This window comes from Micromonospora sp. NPDC047465 (assembly GCF_040643125.1).
Classification (GTDB): Bacteria; Actinomycetota; Actinomycetes; order Mycobacteriales; family Micromonosporaceae; genus Micromonospora.
This window is the reverse complement of record NZ_JBEYTP010000039.1, coordinates 15,791-32,600: the sequence shown is the minus strand read 5'-3', so window position 1 is coordinate 32,600 and position 16,810 is coordinate 15,791. Positions and strand designations below refer to the sequence as shown.

Sequence of the window (16,810 nt, the reverse complement as noted above, 5' to 3'; positions counted from 1 at the left end):
CGGTCGGGCTCCCACCAGGGAAGGAGGCGGACGGGTCGGAGGGCCGGTCACCGGGGGCGGGCCCAGCCGGTGAAGCGCTCGGCCAGCCTGTCCGACGGCGTGCCGCTGTCCGGACCGGCGAGCTGTCCCGCGGCCTCGGCCTGCAAGGTCGCCAGGTAGACCAGCAGGGCGGTGCGATCCTGCCGGTACTCGGCGAGGAGGCGCAGCTTCGCGGGCGAGCAGGGCCAGGCGATGCCGCAGGCGGTGCACCGCCAGGTGGGGCGGGACGGAAGGTGTTCGGGGCGGCGGGTCACAGCGACCGCACCTCCACGGGCTGGACGCGGTCGACGCGGACGAAGGCGTACCGCTCGCGGACGGCGAGCGATCCGTCCTCGCGGACCTCGCGGCCTTTCAGCTCGGCCCATGTCGCACCCTCGAACTCTCCGCGACTGATGACCTCGGAGATGTGCAGCGTCAGCGGGCCGGTGCCGAAGCGATAGGAGTCCTCTGGGACTCGGATGACGTGACCGACAACCAGGCTCACCGCTGGCCCCCGTTCGCGCGCCGCTGTTGGGCGCGGGTCAGGTTCCCGGCGCGACCGGGGTCGTTGGTCGGGAAGACCGTGGTCGGAGCCGTCGCCCAGTTTGGACGCTCGTTGGGTGGAACCCGACGCGGAAGAGGGGACGACGTCGGCGCGGGCTTGCAGCGCCAGAACCGAAGTGGCATAGGGACCTCCTTGCTGAGTCTGGAAGGGGCCGCCCCGCCCTGCCGCCGAGGCGGCCCCCGACTGGCACAGCCGCCGGGTTCGGTCTCCACCACCGGCCGTGCCGTCCTATGGGGATCACCCTCGCTCCCTGAATCTGGACGGCCACACTCCGTAGATATAAGTTCTGAAGACGTTGAGGACGTCCGTCGGGAGGCCCGCATGAACCAGGCCCTACGAGCAGCGATGGCTGACAGAGGCGAGACAGCGGAAAGCCTCGCCGAGCAGGTGGGCGTCGATCCGAAGACGATCGCCCGGTGGATCACACCGGGGCGGACCCCACATCCGCGCCACCGTGCTGCTGCCGCCGCCGCCCTGGGGCGGGAGGTAGAGGACCTTTGGCCGGACGTTTTCAAACGGCGTGAGCCCGCGTGGCTGCGGCCCTGGGTTGAGACAGAGCTTCAAGCGACCGCTCTGCGCGCGTTTCAAGTGGCGGTGATTCCCGGTCTGTTGCAGACGCCTGAGTACGCCTCGGCGGTCCTTAGTAGCGGGCTGCTCGGGCCGGATGAGGTCGGCGACTACGTCGAGACACGGTTACGCCGACAAGCGGCGGTCCTTGACCGGCGCAAACCGCCACTCTTCATCGCGGTCATAGATGAGTTCGCACTACGGCGTGGGGACCCCGACCTTATGCGGCCACAACTGGACCACCTGGTCGCGATGGCGCAGCGACCCAACGTTCTCCTGCATGTGCTGCCCCTCGACGCGGGCATACACGCCGGACAGGCGGGGCCGTTCGTCATCGCCACGACCGACGATGGCGACGTGGCGTATCTCGACGACCAGGCCGCCGGGCGGTTGACAAACGACACCGCCGCCCTTTGGTCCGTCTGGGATACGCTGCGCTCGGTGGCACTCCCTCGCCGCCAGACCATCGACTTCCTGAAGGCAAGATCATGGCTGACCTGAGCGGCGCCCAATGGCGCAAGAGCACCCGTAGCAGCTCGAACGGCGGTGACTGCGTCGAGGTCGCCGACAACCTCCCGGGCGTCGTCCTGGTACGCGACACGAAGGACCGCGAGGGCGGAACGCTGGCGTTCACCCCGACAGCCTGGCGCGTGTTCGTCGCCCAGGTCACCGAGCGGGCCTGACGGGAGGGTCAGCCGGCGCGCTTCTCCGCGTACGCCGCGAGCCAGGCGACCTGGGTCGGGTCCAGGGACGGGCGGACCCGGGAGCGGGCCGTCGCCACGTGCGCGGCGGTGACCGTGGAGGCGGTCAGTGACTCCCGCATGGCCGCCAGCGCCGCCTCCCGTACCAGTGCGGCGCAGTCCGCCGCCGAGAAGCCGTCCAGCTCCGCGCCCAGCGCTGCCAGGTCCACCTCCGGCGCCAGCGGCACGTTCCGCGACGCGGCGCGCAGGATCTCCGCCCGCGCCGGCCCGTCCGGCGGCGGCACGTAGACCAGCCGTTCCAGCCGCCCGGGTCGCAGCAGCGCCGGGTCCACCAGGTCGGGCCGGTTCGTCGCGCCGACCACCACCACGTTGCGCAGCGCCTCCACCCCGTCCAGCTCGGTGAGCAGCGCGGCGACCACGCGGTCGGTCGTACCGCCGTCGCTGGCCTGGCCGCGCACCGGCGCGAGCGCGTCCACCTCGTCGAGGAAGACCAGCGTGGGCGCGGCCTCGCGGGCCCGGCGGAACAGCTCGCGGACGGCGCGCTCGCTCTCGCCCACCCACTTCGACAGCAGCTCCGCGCCCTTGACCGAGAGCACGTTCGCCCGGCCTGACCCGGCCAGCGCGGTGACCAGGTAGGTCTTGCCGCAGCCCGGGGGGCCGTAGAGGAGCACCCCGCGTGGCGGCTGCACGCCGAGCCGGGCGAAGGTGTCCGGGTAGGTCAGCGGCCAGAGCACCGACTCGGTCAGCGTCTCCTTGACCTCCGTCAGGTCGCCCACGTCGTCGAGGGTCACCGAGGCCAGCTCCAGGGTGGACGCCGCCATGGTGGTCGGCCGGACCACCTCCAGGGCGGCGGTGAAGTCGGTCATCGCCACCGTCGGCGTCTCGGCCGACTTCTGCCGCAGCGCGGCGCGCACCCCGGCCTCGCGCACCAGCGCGGCCAGGTCGGCGGCGACGAAGCCGGGGGTACGCCCGGCGACCTCGTCGAGCCGCACGTCCTCGGCGAGCGGGACCTGCCGGGTCAGCACGGTCAACTGGTCCCGGCGCAGCGCCGGGTCCGGCAGCGGGACGCTGATCCGCAGCGAGAGCAGGTCCGGGGCGCGCAGCGCCGGGTCGACGGCCTCGGGCCGGCCGGTGGTGCAGACCACTGCCGCGCCGGCCCGGACGGTCTCGGCGATCACCTGGCGGAACACGGTGGCCACGGGCCCCGGTCCGTCGGCCGGGGCGAGCGCCTCCACGTCGGTGACCAGCAGCACCGCCGGCCCGCCGGCCTGCGTCTCGGCCGCGGCCGCGCGCAGCCGGTCGGCGGCGGCCTGGTTGGTCAGCGCGGCCAACTCGGGCGCCCAGAGCGGGCAGACCCGGGCCCCGACCCGGGCGGCCACGGCGCGCACCAGCGCCGCCTTGCCGGAGCCGGCCGGCCCGGCGACCAGTACGCCCAGCGAGACGGTGGTGCCCAGCCGGCCGAGCACCTCGCGGTGGTGGAAGCCGAGGTCGAGCAGCTCGGTCAGCTCCTCGGCCTGGGACCGCAGCCCGGGCAGCTCGTCCACCGAGGGCACGGCCTCCTCGTCCGCCTTCGTGGCGCCGTCGCCCGCGCCGGCACGGCTCGTGACGTCCGCGGTCACCGGTCCACGCCGGGCGGCGGGGCCACCGGTGCCCAGGTCGGCCGCGCCGACGTGCGCCGGCCCGCCCCCCGGTCCGCTGCCGGGTCCGGCGGCCCGGCCGGGGCCTGCCGCGCCGGCGGCCTGACCGAATTCGCCCGCCGCGCCGGTGGCCCGGGCGACCGGCGAGCCCGCCGTGCCGGCGGAGCCGTGGGTCGCCGGGCCGTGTTCCCAGCTGACGACGGTGTCCATGGTGACCAGGGAGCCGGTGCCGGGCTCGGCGGCGACCACCGTGAGCAGGGTGCTGGTCCAGGCGTAGCCGACGCTGTTGGAGAGGCTGCGACGGGCGGCCTCCACCAGGCTGCGTACCGAGGCGTCGGGCAGGACGTCCTGCGGCAGCAGCGACACGTCGTCCCCGGTTGTCACCACCTTGCCGAGCAGGGCCAGCCGGAGCATCTCGGGGGAGACCACGGCGGCGACCGGCGCCGGCCCGGCGAGGACCACGCGGCGGGCCGCGGTGACCGGGAGCGGGCTCACCGTCACCTGGCCGCCGTCGCGGACGCCGAGGTTGCCCAGCATCAGGTCGTCGGCGTGGAGCAGGGCGGTGCTCGCGGCCGGGTCGGCCGCGACGATCCCGGCGGTCACCCGCCGGCCGGCCAGGCGCACCGGGTCGCCCGGGCGCAGCGCCAGCGCGGTGAGCACCTCCGGGTGCAGCCGGACGATGCCCCGTCGGGCGTCCAGCGCGGCCGGCCGCAGGCTCGCGGTCAGGGTCAGGTCGGGTTCCGCCACCGCCCGACCCTAGCTCCCGATGTCATCCGGCACCCGTCGCGCTCCGAGGCGGGCAGCCCTGCGTCGTGCTCCCGCACGACGCGCTGTCTAACCGCCGGAACCGTCGTCGAGCAGGGACGGGTCGTTGCGGAGCAGCTCGGTCAGCCGCGCCGCCGGGTCGGCGCCCAGCCCCTCCCGGCCGGGCGTCCAGGCCGGCGGCGTCCTGCCCAACGCCGGCCCCGCCGCTGTCGGCCCCGCCGCCGCCGGCCCCGCCGCTGTCGGCGGTACGGCAGGCTTCTCCGCGCCGACCGTCACGCCCGTGCCGGTCCAGGCGATCCGCAGCGGGTACGCCTTCCGGTCGTGCTCGACCCGAATGGTGACGGCCATGCCGGGGTGCCCCACCACCACCCGGCGGACGGCGTCGGCGACCTCCGCCACCGGGTCGCGGGGCTCGCCGGCCCGCCGGGCGTCGCCCCAGCCGGGCCCGGCGTTGCGGGCCTCGCCCCGACCGTCGGCGAGCGGCTCCGAGTGCGACGTGCGGACCCGGGCGCAGGCCCGGGCCACCCCGTCCGGCGCTGCCGGCGGTGCGGCGGCCTCCCCGTCCGCCGCCCCGCCCTGGTCGGCGGCCCGCCGGCGCAGCGCCTCCTCGCGCCGGGCCAACCGGGCCAGTGTCTCGTCCAGTCCACCTCTCATCACGACCGCCCCCTTCGGGTGAAACGGGTCGAACCGCCGGCCAACCCAGGTCTTCCGCGCCGGGTGGCCCGATCGGGTGTCGACCGTGGAGTCCCGTGCACCGGACCGGAAATTAACCGACCAGCGAGGGGCGGTCCGGTCGTCGAACGGTCAGCTTTCCGTCAAGAGGCGCCAGGTGACCGTTCGTCCGTCACCGGCCACGCTGGGTGCCGTTCAGGAGAGTGGCATGGATGGATCGGAGGGGATTTCCCGCCGAAGATCGGAATTCACGTGATCCGAACTCGTCTTGCCGGGAGGGTCGGAGACCTGCGGCGGTCGCACCGGTCCGGCCGCCGATCGGACCAACCGGACGGCCGTACGGAGGATCTCAGCCAACGCTCAGGGTTCGGGCCGTACCGTGTGCCGCATGAGATCGCCGTCGTCGGCCGCGTGGATCCGGCGTGCCCTGCCCACCCGCCGGCGCGCGGTCGCCGCGGCGGCGGCCGTCGTGCTGCTCGCCGCCGCCGTGACCTGGGCGGTGGTGCCGCGGGAGCCGGCCGTGCGCACCGAGGCGGCGATCGTGAACGTCGCCTCCGGGCCGACGGGGGACGAGCACGTCGACCTGGACACCACGCTCTACCTGCCCGAGGACGCCTCGGCGGCCGACAGGGTGCCGGCGGTGCTGCTGGCGCACGGGTTCGGCGGCACCAAGGAGTCCGTACGCGCCGACGCCGAGGAGTTCGCCGGGCGCGGGTACGCGGTGCTCACCTGGACCGCGCGGGGCTTCGGCCGCAGCGGCGGGCAGATCCACCTGGACCACCCCGACTACGAGGTACGCGACGCCCAGCGGCTGCTGGACTGGCTCGCCGACCGCCCCGAGATCCGCACCGACGGCGACGGTGACCCGAGGGTCGGCGTCGTCGGCGGCTCGTACGGCGGCGGCCTGGCGCTGCTGCTCGCCGCGCAGGACCAGCGCGTCGACGCGATCGTCCCGACGATCACCTGGCACGACCTGTCCCGTTCCTTCCTGCCCGAGAGCACGGGCAAGCAGCCCACCGAGGGCGTGTTCAAGTCCGGCTGGGCCGGCCTCTTCTTCGGCGGCGGCGGCAACGTCGGCTCCGGGCCGGCCGGGCTCTCCGGGGCCAGCGCCGCGCAGCCCGAGGGGGCGCCCGCCTCCGCCGGCCCGCCCAGCCCGGGGCCCGGCGCCGGCCCGGGCACCGGCCCCGGACCCGCCCCGGCCAGGGCCGCCGACCCGGCGTGCGGCCGGTTCGCCGCCGACATCTGCGCCGCGTACCTGCGGATCGCCACCACCGGCCGGGCCGACCAGGCCGCCGTGGACCTGCTGCGCCGGTCCAGCCCGGCCGGCGTGCTGGACCGCATCAAGGCGCCGACCCTGCTGGTGCAGGGCGCGGCCGACACCCTCTTCCCGCTCGGCGAGGCGGACGCCAACGCGCGCGGCATCGCCGCCGCCGGCACGCCCGTCCGGGTGGCCTGGTTCACCGGCGGACACGACGGCGGCGAGGGCCCGCGGACCGACTCGGACCGGGTGAAGTTCCTGACCGTGCAGTGGCTCGACCACTACGTCAAGGGTGAGGGCGAGGCCCCGGGGGACGACTTCACCTGGTCCCGCATCGCCGGCTTCGACGCCCTTGACCGGGGCCTGGTGGCCACCGGCTACCGCACCGCCGACTACCCGGGCGTCGCCGGCACGGCCCGCCGCGACGTCCCGGTGGCCGGCCCGGCCCAGCCGGTCGCCAATCCGCCGGCCGGCAACCCCGCCGCCATCTCCTCGGTGCCCTTCGCCGGCGAGTTGTCGTCCCTGCTCGGCGGCGTCGCCGGGGACATCCCCGGCCAGCACGCCCGGTTCGAGTCGGAGCCGCTGACCGAGGCGGTGGACGTGGTGGGCGCGCCGACCGTGGACATCCGGGCGGCGTCACCGACCGGCGAGGCGGTGCTCTTCGTCAAGCTCTACGACGTCGACCCCAACGGCGCGGCCACCCTGCCCAACGGCCTGGTCGCCCCGGTCCGGCTCACCGGCCTGCCGCGCGAGATCGAGGCGGCGCAGCCGGTCACCGTCACGCTGCCGGCGATCGTCCGTCGCGTCGAGGCGGGACATCGGCTGCGCGTCGTGGTGGCGACCTCCGACCAGGCGTACGCCACCCCGGTCGAGCCCACCGTCCACACCGTCGCGGCCGGCGGCGCGGTCGGCCTGCCGACCGTCGCCGGCGAACCGATCCCCACCGCCGCCACGGTGTGGCGGTGGGTGCTGGTCGGGCTGGTCGCCGCGATCGCGGTCGGGCTCGTCGCGGTCGTGACCGTGGCCCGCCGCCGGCACCGCCGCCAGGACAGCTCCGTCCACCCGGCGTACGCGGGCGTCCCGCTCGCCGTGCGGCAGCTCCGCAAGGAGTACGCGGACGGCTTCGTCGCCGTTTCCAACGTGGACTTCGAGGTGCATCCCGGCCAGGTCGTCGGCCTGCTCGGCCCCAACGGCGCCGGCAAGACCACCACGCTGCGGGTGCTGATGGGGCTGACCCAGCCCACGGCCGGCGAGATCTACGTCTTCGGGCACCGGCTGGTGCCCGGCTCGCCGGTGCTGTCCCGGATCGGCGCGCTGGTCGAGGGGCCGGGCTTCCTGCCGCACCTGTCCGGCCTGGAGAACCTGAGGGCGTACTGGCGGGCCACCGGGCGGCCGGCCGAGGACGCGCACTTCGACGAGGCCCTGGAGATCGCCGGCCTGGGCGACTCCGTGCATCGCAGGATCAAGAACTACAGCCACGGCATGAAGCAGCGCCTCGCCATCGCGCAGGCGATGCTGGGCCTGCCCGAGCTGCTGGTGCTGGACGAGCCGACCGACGGGCTCGACCCGCCGCAGATCGCGGAGATGCGCCGGGTGTTGCAGCGCTACGCCACCGACGGCCGGGCGGTGCTGGTCTCCAGCCACCTGTTGGCCGAGGTGGAGCAGACCTGCACGCACGCGGTGGTGGTGAACAAGGGCCGGATCGTCGCCTCCGGCCCGGTCGAGGAGATCGTCGGCGAGTCGCCGAGCGTGCTCTTCGAGGTGACCGACCCGGCGGCCGCCCGGGCGGTGCTGGACGGCCTGCACGGGGTGCGGGTACTTCCCGACGGCGAGGGCCAGCTCGTGGTGGACACCAACGGGACCGCCCGCAGCGAGGTGGTCGCCGAGCTGGTCCGGGCCGGCATCGGGGTGGACCGGGTGGTGCCGCGGCGCCGCCTGGAGGACGCGTTCCTCGCCCTGGTCGGTGAGAACTCTCGGGGAAGCGGGGACCGATGATGGCGGGGACGTCACCCACGGTGGGCGCGGCGGCGGGTTACCGGCCGTCGGCCACCCTGCCGTTCGGCGCCGAGTTCCGGCGGCAGGCATCCCGGCGGCGTACGCAGCTCGCGCTCGGGTTCATGGTGCTGCTGCCGCTGATCATCCTGATCGCCTTCCAGTTCGACACGGGCGACGACGACGACAACGGGCGCGGGGAGTTCGGCAGCCTGGTCGAGTTCGCCACCTCGGGCGGGCTGAACTTCACCCTGTTCACCATCTTCGTGTCGGCGTCGTTCCTGCTGGTCGTGGTGGTGGCGCTGTTCTTCGGGGACACGGTGGCCAGCGAGGCGAGCTGGGGCAGCCTGCGCTACCTGCTCGCGGTGCCGGTGCCCCGGGCCCGGCTGCTGGCGGTGAAGCTGCTGGTCGCGCTCGTCTACTCGGCGTTGGCGCTGGCGCTGCTCGCCGGCACGGCCCTGCTGATCGGCACGCTGCGCTACGGGTGGGAGCCGCTGCGCAGCACCGTCGCCGCCCAGCTCGAACCGGGGGAGGGGCTGTTGCGGCTGCTGGGCGTGCTCGGCTACCTGGCCGTCGTACTCCTGGTCGTGGCCGGCCTGGCGTTCCTGCTGTCGGTGGTCACGGACGCCGCGCTCGGCGCGGTCGGCGGCGCGGTGCTGCTGTGGATCCTCTCCAGCATCCTCGACCAGATCACCGCGCTCGGCGCGCTGCGCGCGTTCCTGCCGACCCACTACGCCACCGCCTGGCTGGGACTGCTGTCGACGCCGGTGCAGACCGACGACGTGGTACGCGGCGCCATCTCGGCGATCAGCTACACGACGCTGTTCTGGGGCCTCGCCTTCTGGCGCTTCACCCGCAAGGACGTCACCAGCTGACGCTCGGGCGGCTCAGAGCAGCGGCGGCACCGGGCTGCTCGACTCCGGGCCGCCCGGGTCCGAGGTGTCCGGCAGCGGCCGGGTCGGCGTCGGTGCCGGGTCGGTCGCCTTCTTCCAGGCGCTGACTCCGATCCGGCCCGTGTTGCCGAGATCGATCGGCCCGTCCAGGCCGACGAACTGCGCGGCCCGGCCGGCGGCGGGCGCGACCTCCAGGCGCTCGCCGTCGGTGGCGACGACGGTCGGGTCGGTGACCAGGTTGCGCCAGAGCACGGCGGCGCCAGCCTGCTCGCCGGGGCGCAGGGTCAGCGGCCGGGGCGGGTCGTCGAAGCCCGACGTGATCTCCTTGGCCCCCTCGACCACCCGGACCGGTATCGGATTGCCGTCGCCGTCGAACAGGCGCAGCACCGGGTAGCCGTCGAGCGGGTAGGGCCTCGTGCCGCAGTTGACCAGTCGCAGGCCGAGCGCGCGCAGACCCATCGCGGCGCTGCTGCCCGGCGACGTGATCCGTACGCCGGATGCCGGGCACTCGGTCGCGGCCTCGGTCGCCGTCGGCGCCGTGGTCGGCGCCCCTGTCGGCATGGCCCTTGGCATCGGCGGCGGCGCCGGATCGACCGACGACGGTTCGGTCGCGGGGGAGCAGGCGCCGAGCAGGGCGAGGCCGACGATTGCGACCCCAACCGTCCGTGCCGGACCTGGAACTCCACCGGGCGAACGCGGTGCGGATCGGCGCGCGGGGACTGCCATCGCCTGATCATCGCACCGGCCGGCGCCCGCCGGGCTCGGACACCCGCCCGGCGGAGTCCTGTCGCATCGTAAGGGTGTGGCGCCTGTGAGTGAGAATCGGGTATGGCCACTCCGCCCGCCGTGCCGCAGCCCGAGCCGCCAGCCGAGCCGTCGTCCGCGTCCCCGCCCGCACCGCCAGGCGAGTCGTCGTCCACGTCCCCGCCCGCCCCGCCAGGCGAGCCGTCGCCCGTGTCCCCGCCCGTGTCGCCGGCCGAACCGTCGTCCACGTCCCCGCCCGCCCCGCCACCGGAGCAGTCGGCTGGGCAGTCGCCCAGGCCGGGAGCCTGGGCCGTGCTGGCGGATCAGCGACTGCCCGGGTTTCGCGGGCTTCCGCCGAAGCAGCGTGCGGTGTACGCGACCGCCGCCGCCGTCATCGTCGTGGTCGGCATGCTGTTCGCCTACCAGGCCAACTTTCTCCTGGACCGGTCGACGGCCACCGAGCGGGCCCGCTCGGACAAGCAGGCGCAGAAGGCGGTGGACCGTGAGCAACCCGCGTTCGTGTCCACCGTCACTCCCATCGACTACGACCGGGACCTGCCCGAGGCCTTCACCGTGCTGCTCGACCGGTCGCTGACCGAAGGCGAACAGGCCACCCTCACCGCCCTGAACGGCGACGCGTCAGAGGTGTGGGAGTTCATGAAGCCGCTCGGCGGCCGGATGGTCGAGCACGCGTCCTATGTGGCGCCGTTTGAGGACGGCAACGAGAATCGCGGCGTTGCCCAGACGTTCGACCTGAACCTGAACAGCGATCGCGCCGCCGGACTCACGATCAACAACATGACCGCCGTCAAGGACTCGTGCCACGTACCCACGGCGAAGACCGTCGTCACCGTCCCCCCGGCGGGTGCGGAGTCCCGGCAGGGCCTGCTGTGGGACCTGACCGGTGGGCCGACGGACAAGCCGCACGGCCCGTACGTCCTGGACGAGGGCGAGCCGCAGGAGGGCCAGCTGTACTTCCGCCGCAACGTCGTCGAGCTGGGCAACGGTCAGTCGAACATGGCCTTCCGTATCCAGCCGGAGGTGTCCACCCACACCTGCGAGTGGCACATCGTCGCCTCCTACACCGACACGACCGGTTCCCATGAGCAACGCATCCCGAGCGGCACCGGCACGCTCACCACCGAGGCCATCCCCTCGCAGCCCGTCCAGTACTTCGAGCGCGTCCCGGCCTCGGGGTGGGGCTGCCTCGGCGAGGTGAGTCAGCAGGGTTGCCGGGCCACCGGATCCGTACGGCTACCGAGGCCACCGGCCCACCGACCGGTCCCACGCTGAGCCGGCATGCTCGTCACGGCCGGAGCCCGCGCCGGCGGATCGGCCGGCGCGGGCTTGGGCTCGGTACGACCACCGGCGGGACGTCAGCGGGAACGGGGCCTGCGCTTGCGGGTAGTCGACGTGTCCCCGTCGTCGGACGTGTCGGCAACCCGGGCGTCGGTGTGGCTCAGCTCGGCCAGCGTCGTTCCCCTGAGCTGGTAGACGGCGGTACGCCGGATGCTCAGCTCGGCCATCGGGCCGTCCGCGGGCCGGGTCAGGTAGACCACCGTCGCCCTGCCGTCGCGCACGCTGACGCTCTCCACCGGCGTACGGTCGCCGAGGTCGACCTGGGCCTGGTAGTCCGGTTCGCCCCCGACGTTGCGCCAGGCGGCGAGGGTGAAGAAGCGGCCGGTGCCGCCGCCGTCGAGCATGACCACGCCGATCGCGTCGCCCGCACCGTCGCCGTCGAGGTCGCCGATGGCGCACGGCCGCTGTAACTCCACCGTCGTGCCGTCCCGGTCGGCCCAGCGACCGGCGGTGAGGCGGATCGGGGCGGCGTACCCGCGGTAGCGGACCCGGCTGCTGCCGATCCGGGTGTTGCGCAGTTCGAGGCAGGTGACCTGGTCGCCGGTGCGGCGGGGGGTCGGGGTCGTCCGGGCGTCGACGTCGTCCCGCTTCGCGCCGGTGCCGGCGGGCCGGTCGGCGGACCGGTCCCGCTTCTTCCGGTTGCCCGTGGAGCAGGCGGTGGTCAGCGCCAGCAGGCAGGCCATGGAGAGCGCCACCACCGGGACGAGCTTGCGACGCATTCGCGCGTTCCTTTCCGTCGATGTGCCTGCACCGTAACGGGAGCGCGCCATGGGCGCGCCGTCGCTTCGTGGGAGCCCGGACGCGTTGCTCCCGCTGCGCGACGGCGGCGAGCTGGCAGGGTGAATCCGTACCGTCGAGGAGAGGCCGCCCCCGCGGCTCGGCGGCGACTGCGGGATCGCTCACATCCTGGGATCTGTCGTCGATCCGGGCGGCGTCGGTGCTTAAACTCGCAGGTACAACTGCATACCTCATCCAGAGGGGCTGAGGGATACGGCCCGACGACGCCCCGGCAACCACCCCGCGCGCTCACCGCAGAGCGACCGGCGGGGCAGGTGCCAATTCCGTCCCCGCCGCAGGGTGCGATGCGGGGAAAGATGAGAGGACCCTCGACATGACGTCGACGTTCGCCGTCTCCGGCATCGACACCACCGCCAGCCCCGCCCGCGCCCTGGTCTGCCGCGCCTGTTCGGCCCGCTACCCGCTCGCCGCCCAGCACGCCTGCTACGAGTGTTTCGGTCCGCTGGAGGTCGACTACGACGCCGCCGCGCTGGCGACGGTCACCCGGGAGCAGATCGAGGCCGGCCCGCAGAACATCTGGCGGTACGCCGCGCTGCTGCCCGCCGGCCAGGACCCGGCGACCAGGGTCACCCTCGACCCGGGCTTCACCCCGCTGGTCGCCGCCCCGCACCTCGCGGCCGAGCTGGGCATCACCGCCCCGCTCTGGGTCAAGGACGACAGCGGCAACCCGACCCACTCGTTCAAGGACCGGGTGGTCTCGGTCGCGCTGACCGCCGCCCGGGCGCTCGGCTTCAGCCGCTACGCCTGCGCCTCCACCGGCAACCTGGCCAACTCGGTCGCCGCGCACGCCGCCCGGGCCGGGGCGCCGTCGGTGGTCTTCATCCCCGGCGACCTGGAGCAGGGCAAGGTCGTCACGACCGCCGTCTACGGCGGCGAGCTGGTCGCCGTCGACGGCTCGTACGACGACGTGAACCGGCTCTGCGGCGAGCTGGTGGAGACGGACGAGTTCGAGGACACCGCGTTCGTCAACGTCAACGTCCGCCCCTACTACGCCGAGGGGTCGAAGACGCTCGGCTACGAGGTGGCCGAGCAGCTCGGCTGGCGGATCCCGGCCCAGGTGGTCATCCCGATGGCCTCCGGGGAGCTGCTGACCAAGATCGACAAGGCGTTCGCCGAACTGGTCGAGATCGGGCTGGTCGAGGCGCCGGCCGCCGGCTGGAAGGTCTTCGGCGCCCAGTCGGCCGGCTGCAACCCGATCGCCGCCGCCCTGCACGCCGACACCGACACGATCACCCCGGTCAAGCCGACGGGCATCGCCAAGTCGCTGAACATCGGCGACCCGGCCGCCGGCCTCTACGCGTTGGAGGCGGTGCGCCGCACCGGGGGCTGGATGGAGTACGTCGACGACGACGAGATCCGCGCCGGCATCCGGCTGCTGGCCCGCACCACCGGCGTGTTCGCCGAGACCGCCGGCGGGGTGACGGTGGCGGTGCTGCGCAAGCTGGTCGAGTCCGGCCGGCTCGACCCGACCGCGGAGACCGTCGTCTTCAACACCGGCGAGGGGCTCAAGACCCTCGACGCGATCGCCGCCCAGGCCGGCCCCACCCACCGCATCAGGCCCTCGCTGCGCGCCGCCCGCGACGCCGGCCTCCTCGGCTGAGCTCCGAGGCCGGTGACCGCTCGCGGCTCAGCCGCCGGCCCGGCCCGCCCCGGCGCCGGTCGCGCGCCTCGCCTCGACGTCGGCCAGCCGGTCCGGTCTGCCACCGGCCGGCGTGGACACGCCGTGCAGGCGGCGCGCGACCGTCGCCGCGACCTGACGGAAGGCGAGCACGGCCGCACGGCGGTCGTGCCGTCGGGCAGCCGCGACGAAGGGCACCGGGGCGACCTCGGACAGCTCCACGAAGCGCAGCTCCGCGAGGGGCGAGAGCCCGCGTGCCGTGCGGGGGCCCACGGCCACCACCGACGGGTCCTGGAGGATCAGGTACGCCATCTCCGCCGGCGAGGTGACCGTCACCCCGCGTTGCTGCGGCGGGCAGCCGTCGCGGTAGTCGTTGAGCAGCCAGTAGTCGCGGATCGTCGGCACGTCCTCGATCCGGGGCATGGCCAGCGTGAGCACGTCCGCCAGCGACACCGCCGCCCCGGCGTCGGCCAGGGGATTCCGGGCGTTCAGCGCGAGGACGCGGGGCTCGGCGAACAGCACCGTCCAGTCGTGCCGTTCGGGGTCCAGCGGCAGCCGGGTGAGCGCCACGTCGATCTGGTCCTCCAGCAGGGCGGTGTACAGCCCGCCCACGGTCAGTTCGCGCAGGACCAGCCGTACCTCGGGGGCGGCCCGCTGCCAGGCGGGCAGGATCGACGCGAGGAGGTCGCCGGCCCCGCCGGTGCTGAAGCCGACGCGTAGCGTGCCGTCGCCGGTGCCGACGGTGTCCCGGGCCGCCCGTACGCCGTCGGCGACCTCGACCACGGCCCGCCGGGCCGGTTCGAGCAGCGCGGATCCGGCCTCGGTGAGTCGGACGCCCGCCGGCTCCCGGTGGAACAGCGGCGCGCGCACCGACCGCTCCAGGGCGCGGATCTGCTGGCTCAGCGTCGGCTGACTGACGTGCAGCAGCGCGGCGGCGCGGGTGAAGGACCGCTCCTCGGCGACGGCGAGGAAGTACCGGAGTTGACGTAGTTCCACCATGACGATCCCCCTTGCCCGCCCCCCGCGGGCATCGATGATCAGAAGATCTACCAGCACTCATAGGTCCGTCCTATGGCCCATCTTTGTCGCGTCTTGGACAGCCCTCCCGACCCGGCCGAAGAATCTCCAGGTGGCGGTACCCGGAAGCTCCCGGGGTCCACCGCCGCCTGTCACATAGGCGACGAATTGCGATCGGCCGCGACCACCCGGCCGGCACGAGAGGGGTTCCCATGAACGCAGCACCGGCCCGCGTCACCCGGGCGGCCGTGACCGCCTTCACCATGCTGGCCGCCTCCCTCGGTGTGGTGGCCCTCGGCGCCACGCCGGCGGCGGCCGGGACGCTGGACAAGTACACCGTCAGCAAGTCGTCGAGCAGCTTCGACGGCGGCTGCGTGGCGGAGTCGACCGTGAGCTACTGGCCCGGCACCGACACCGCGACGTTCACCACCACGGTCCGCAACCCGTACCTGTTCGCGGCGTGCCGGGTGAACACCCGCCTGTACGTGCAGGGCGCCACCACCCAGTGGACCAGCGCCACGCACTACACGATGGCGTGTGGGATCACCGACACGACGTGCGCGTCCACCCAGACCACGACCGGCACCTACTACGCCGCCACGCCGAGCCTGACGGCGTACGTGGACAGCGTCAACGACGCGCTGGAGGCGATGGGCCTGGAGCGGTCGATGACCCGCAAGAAGGCGGTCGAGTCGATCTCGATCGAGTTCAGCAAGGCGGGCTGACGCGGCGAACGGGCGGCCGGCACCACGGGGCGCCGGCCGCCCGTTGTCGTCACGGGACAGGCCGGCGCCCCCGGTGACGTGTCCGACGGCCACCGTGGGCGCCGCCCGGTCCATCCGGGGTTCCGGGCAGGTCAGGGGCGCGAAGCGCAAGATCGCGGGGGCGGTCGGGAGGAACGGGGGAGGGGCGACTCACCCGGACGGGGGATCGGGTCGATCCGCCGGGTAACTGGCTTTTCGCTGTGAGTGCGGAAAACGCGCCGACAAGGACTTGACGGCAGGAACCGGGCGGCGCAAGATGCTTCGTGCGGGAGGGCGTCTCGCCGGAGACTTTGAGTTCTTGCGACCCAACGCCGGAGGCGTTGTGCGAGTGTCCCTCCCGACCAGCGTCCGATCGGGCCAGCGGTTAAATCGCTGGCCCGATCGTCGTTTCCGGGCCACCCTCGGGGCATGAGCATCACGATCGCGCCGATCGACGCCGCCGACCAGGCCGCGATCGATGCGGCCTACCGGATCGGGGCGGCGGCCAACGACGTCGACCTGCCGGACTTCCCGCCCTTCTGCCGGCGGCGCTTCGAGGCCGCGATCCGGCACCCGATGCCCGGCAACGCCGCGATCTGGGCGCTGGCCCGGCTCGACGGCGTGCCGGCCGGCTACCTCGCGCTGGACCTGCCGCAGCTCGACAACACCGAGAACGCCACCGCCGACCTGATCGTGGACCCGGCCCACCGGCGTCGCGGGGTGGGCCGGGCGCTGCACGAGCACGCCGTACGGCTGCTGCGCGAGCGGGGCCGCAAGCGGGTGCTGGGGATGGCGGTCGCCGCGCTGCCCGGCGGCCCGCCCCGGCCCGAGGCCGGCGCCGCCTTCGCCGCGTCGACCGGCGCGCAGCCGGCGCTGGCCGAGATCCGCAGCCGGCTCGACACCACCCGGCTCGACCACGACGGGCTGGACGCCGCGCTGGCCGACGCCCGCACCCGGGCCGACGGCTACCGCGTCCTCCGCTGGCAGGGGAGCACCCCCGACGAGCACGTCGCCGACATCGCCTACCTCGACGGCCGGCTGATGGCCGACGCGCCCCTCGGCGACGTGGAGTGGGAGCCCGAGCGGATCGACGTCGAACGGGTCCGCGGCATCGAGCGGGCGCTGGAGGCGCGGGGGCGGCGGCGCTACCACACGGCGGTGCGCCACGAGGCGTCCGGCCGGGTGGCCGCCTGGACCCTGCTCGACGTGGGCCCCTCCGCCGACTGGCACGCGTTCCAGCAGATCACCATCGTCGACCCCGCTCACCGGGGGCACCGGCTCGGTCTGCTCGTCAAGATCGAGAATCTGCGGCACCTGCTCGCCCACGAGCCGGCGGTGCGCGCGATCGACACCTTCAACGCGGCCGAGAACAGCTACATGATCACGATCAACGAGCAGCTCGGCTTCCGCCGGGTCGACGGCTGGACCGACTGGCAGCTCACGATCTGAGTTGTGACACGGCC

Annotated in this window: 15 protein-coding genes and 1 riboswitch; of the genes, 8 read left to right on the top strand and 7 right to left on the bottom strand. The window is 74.1% G+C overall.

From position 1 onward, the window contains the following. Nucleotides 1–47: 47 nt before the first annotated feature. Complete coding sequence (locus ABZ793_RS27420; RefSeq protein ID WP_357462083.1) at nt 48–293, bottom strand: flavin reductase; 246 nt, start codon at nt 291–293, stop codon at nt 48–50. Next, nucleotides 290–523 (bottom strand): hypothetical protein, encoded by a 234-nt coding sequence (locus ABZ793_RS27415; protein ID WP_357462082.1) that lies wholly within the window; start codon nt 521–523, stop codon nt 290–292. The genes ABZ793_RS27420 and ABZ793_RS27415 overlap by 4 nt, the downstream gene beginning before the upstream one ends. 381 nt (nt 524–904) lie before the next feature. Here ABZ793_RS27415 and ABZ793_RS27410 point away from each other — a divergent pair, with 381 nt between their 5' ends. Both ABZ793_RS27410 and ABZ793_RS27405 read left to right on the top strand, forming a co-directional pair. Continuing rightward, nucleotides 905–1,651: a DUF5753 domain-containing protein gene (locus ABZ793_RS27410; protein WP_357462081.1), complete on the top strand. Its 747-nt coding sequence runs from the start codon at nt 905–907 to the stop codon at nt 1,649–1,651. Then, on the top strand, nt 1,639–1,833 hold the full coding sequence (locus ABZ793_RS27405; RefSeq protein ID WP_357462080.1) for a DUF397 domain-containing protein: 195 nt from the start codon (nt 1,639–1,641) through the stop codon (nt 1,831–1,833). The genes ABZ793_RS27410 and ABZ793_RS27405 overlap by 13 nt, the downstream gene beginning before the upstream one ends. A gap of 8 nt (nt 1,834–1,841) precedes the next feature. On the opposite strand, the gene ABZ793_RS27400 is transcribed toward ABZ793_RS27405, so the two are convergent. Together ABZ793_RS27400 and ABZ793_RS27395 are read right to left on the bottom strand one after the other, a co-directional pair. Beyond that, nucleotides 1,842–4,235 carry an AAA family ATPase gene (locus ABZ793_RS27400; protein WP_357462079.1) on the bottom strand — a complete coding sequence of 798 codons (2,394 nt, stop codon included), beginning with the start codon at nt 4,233–4,235 and terminating at the stop codon, nt 1,842–1,844. A gap of 87 nt (nt 4,236–4,322) precedes the next feature. After that, nucleotides 4,323–4,907: a hypothetical protein gene (locus tag ABZ793_RS27395; RefSeq protein WP_357462118.1), complete on the bottom strand. Its 585-nt coding sequence runs from the start codon at nt 4,905–4,907 to the stop codon at nt 4,323–4,325. A 406-nt stretch (nt 4,908–5,313) separates the two neighbouring features. Between ABZ793_RS27395 and ABZ793_RS27390 the strand changes: the two genes are divergently transcribed. Both ABZ793_RS27390 and ABZ793_RS27385 read left to right on the top strand, forming a co-directional pair. Continuing rightward, on the top strand, nt 5,314–8,178 hold the full coding sequence (locus tag ABZ793_RS27390; protein WP_357462078.1) for an alpha/beta fold hydrolase: 2,865 nt from the start codon (nt 5,314–5,316) through the stop codon (nt 8,176–8,178). Then, on the top strand, nt 8,175–9,050 hold the full coding sequence (locus ABZ793_RS27385; RefSeq protein WP_357462077.1) for an ABC transporter permease subunit: 876 nt from the start codon (nt 8,175–8,177) through the stop codon (nt 9,048–9,050). Before ABZ793_RS27390 ends, ABZ793_RS27385 begins: the two co-directional genes overlap by 4 nt. 12 nt (nt 9,051–9,062) lie before the next feature. On the opposite strand, the gene ABZ793_RS27380 is transcribed toward ABZ793_RS27385, so the two are convergent. Further along, entirely contained in the window at nt 9,063–9,629 is a 567-nt protein-coding gene (locus ABZ793_RS27380; RefSeq protein ID WP_357462076.1) for a DUF4232 domain-containing protein, read from the bottom strand. Nucleotides 9,630–10,181: 552 nt separating this feature from the next. On the opposite strand from ABZ793_RS27380, the gene ABZ793_RS27375 reads away from it, so the two are divergent. Beyond that, entirely contained in the window at nt 10,182–11,105 is a 924-nt protein-coding gene (locus ABZ793_RS27375) for a hypothetical protein (RefSeq protein ID WP_357462075.1), read from the top strand. An 83-nt stretch (nt 11,106–11,188) separates the two neighbouring features. On the opposite strand, the gene ABZ793_RS27370 is transcribed toward ABZ793_RS27375, so the two are convergent. Next, a complete protein-coding gene (locus tag ABZ793_RS27370) occupies nt 11,189–11,890 on the bottom strand; it encodes a hypothetical protein (RefSeq protein WP_357462074.1) in 702 nt (233 codons plus the stop codon). A gap of 246 nt (nt 11,891–12,136) precedes the next feature. Next, nucleotides 12,137–12,272: riboswitch (SAM riboswitch) on the top strand. Nucleotides 12,273–12,282: 10 nt separating this feature from the next. On the opposite strand from ABZ793_RS27370, the gene thrC reads away from it, so the two are divergent. Beyond that, nucleotides 12,283–13,569 carry a threonine synthase gene (gene thrC, locus ABZ793_RS27365; protein WP_357462073.1) on the top strand — a complete coding sequence of 429 codons (1,287 nt, stop codon included), beginning with the start codon at nt 12,283–12,285 and terminating at the stop codon, nt 13,567–13,569. 27 nt (nt 13,570–13,596) lie between these two features. Here thrC and ABZ793_RS27360 read toward each other — a convergent pair whose 3' ends face one another. Beyond that, nucleotides 13,597–14,586, bottom strand: a complete 990-nt coding sequence (locus ABZ793_RS27360; RefSeq protein ID WP_357462072.1) for a LysR family transcriptional regulator — start codon at nt 14,584–14,586, stop codon at nt 13,597–13,599. A gap of 230 nt (nt 14,587–14,816) precedes the next feature. Here ABZ793_RS27360 and ABZ793_RS27355 point away from each other — a divergent pair, with 230 nt between their 5' ends. Then, a complete protein-coding gene (locus ABZ793_RS27355) occupies nt 14,817–15,329 on the top strand; it encodes a hypothetical protein (RefSeq protein ID WP_350706872.1) in 513 nt (170 codons plus the stop codon). 447 nt (nt 15,330–15,776) lie between these two features. Then, nucleotides 15,777–16,796, top strand: a complete 1,020-nt coding sequence (locus tag ABZ793_RS27350) for a GNAT family N-acetyltransferase (protein ID WP_357462071.1) — start codon at nt 15,777–15,779, stop codon at nt 16,794–16,796. Nucleotides 16,797–16,810 lie beyond the last annotated feature (14 nt).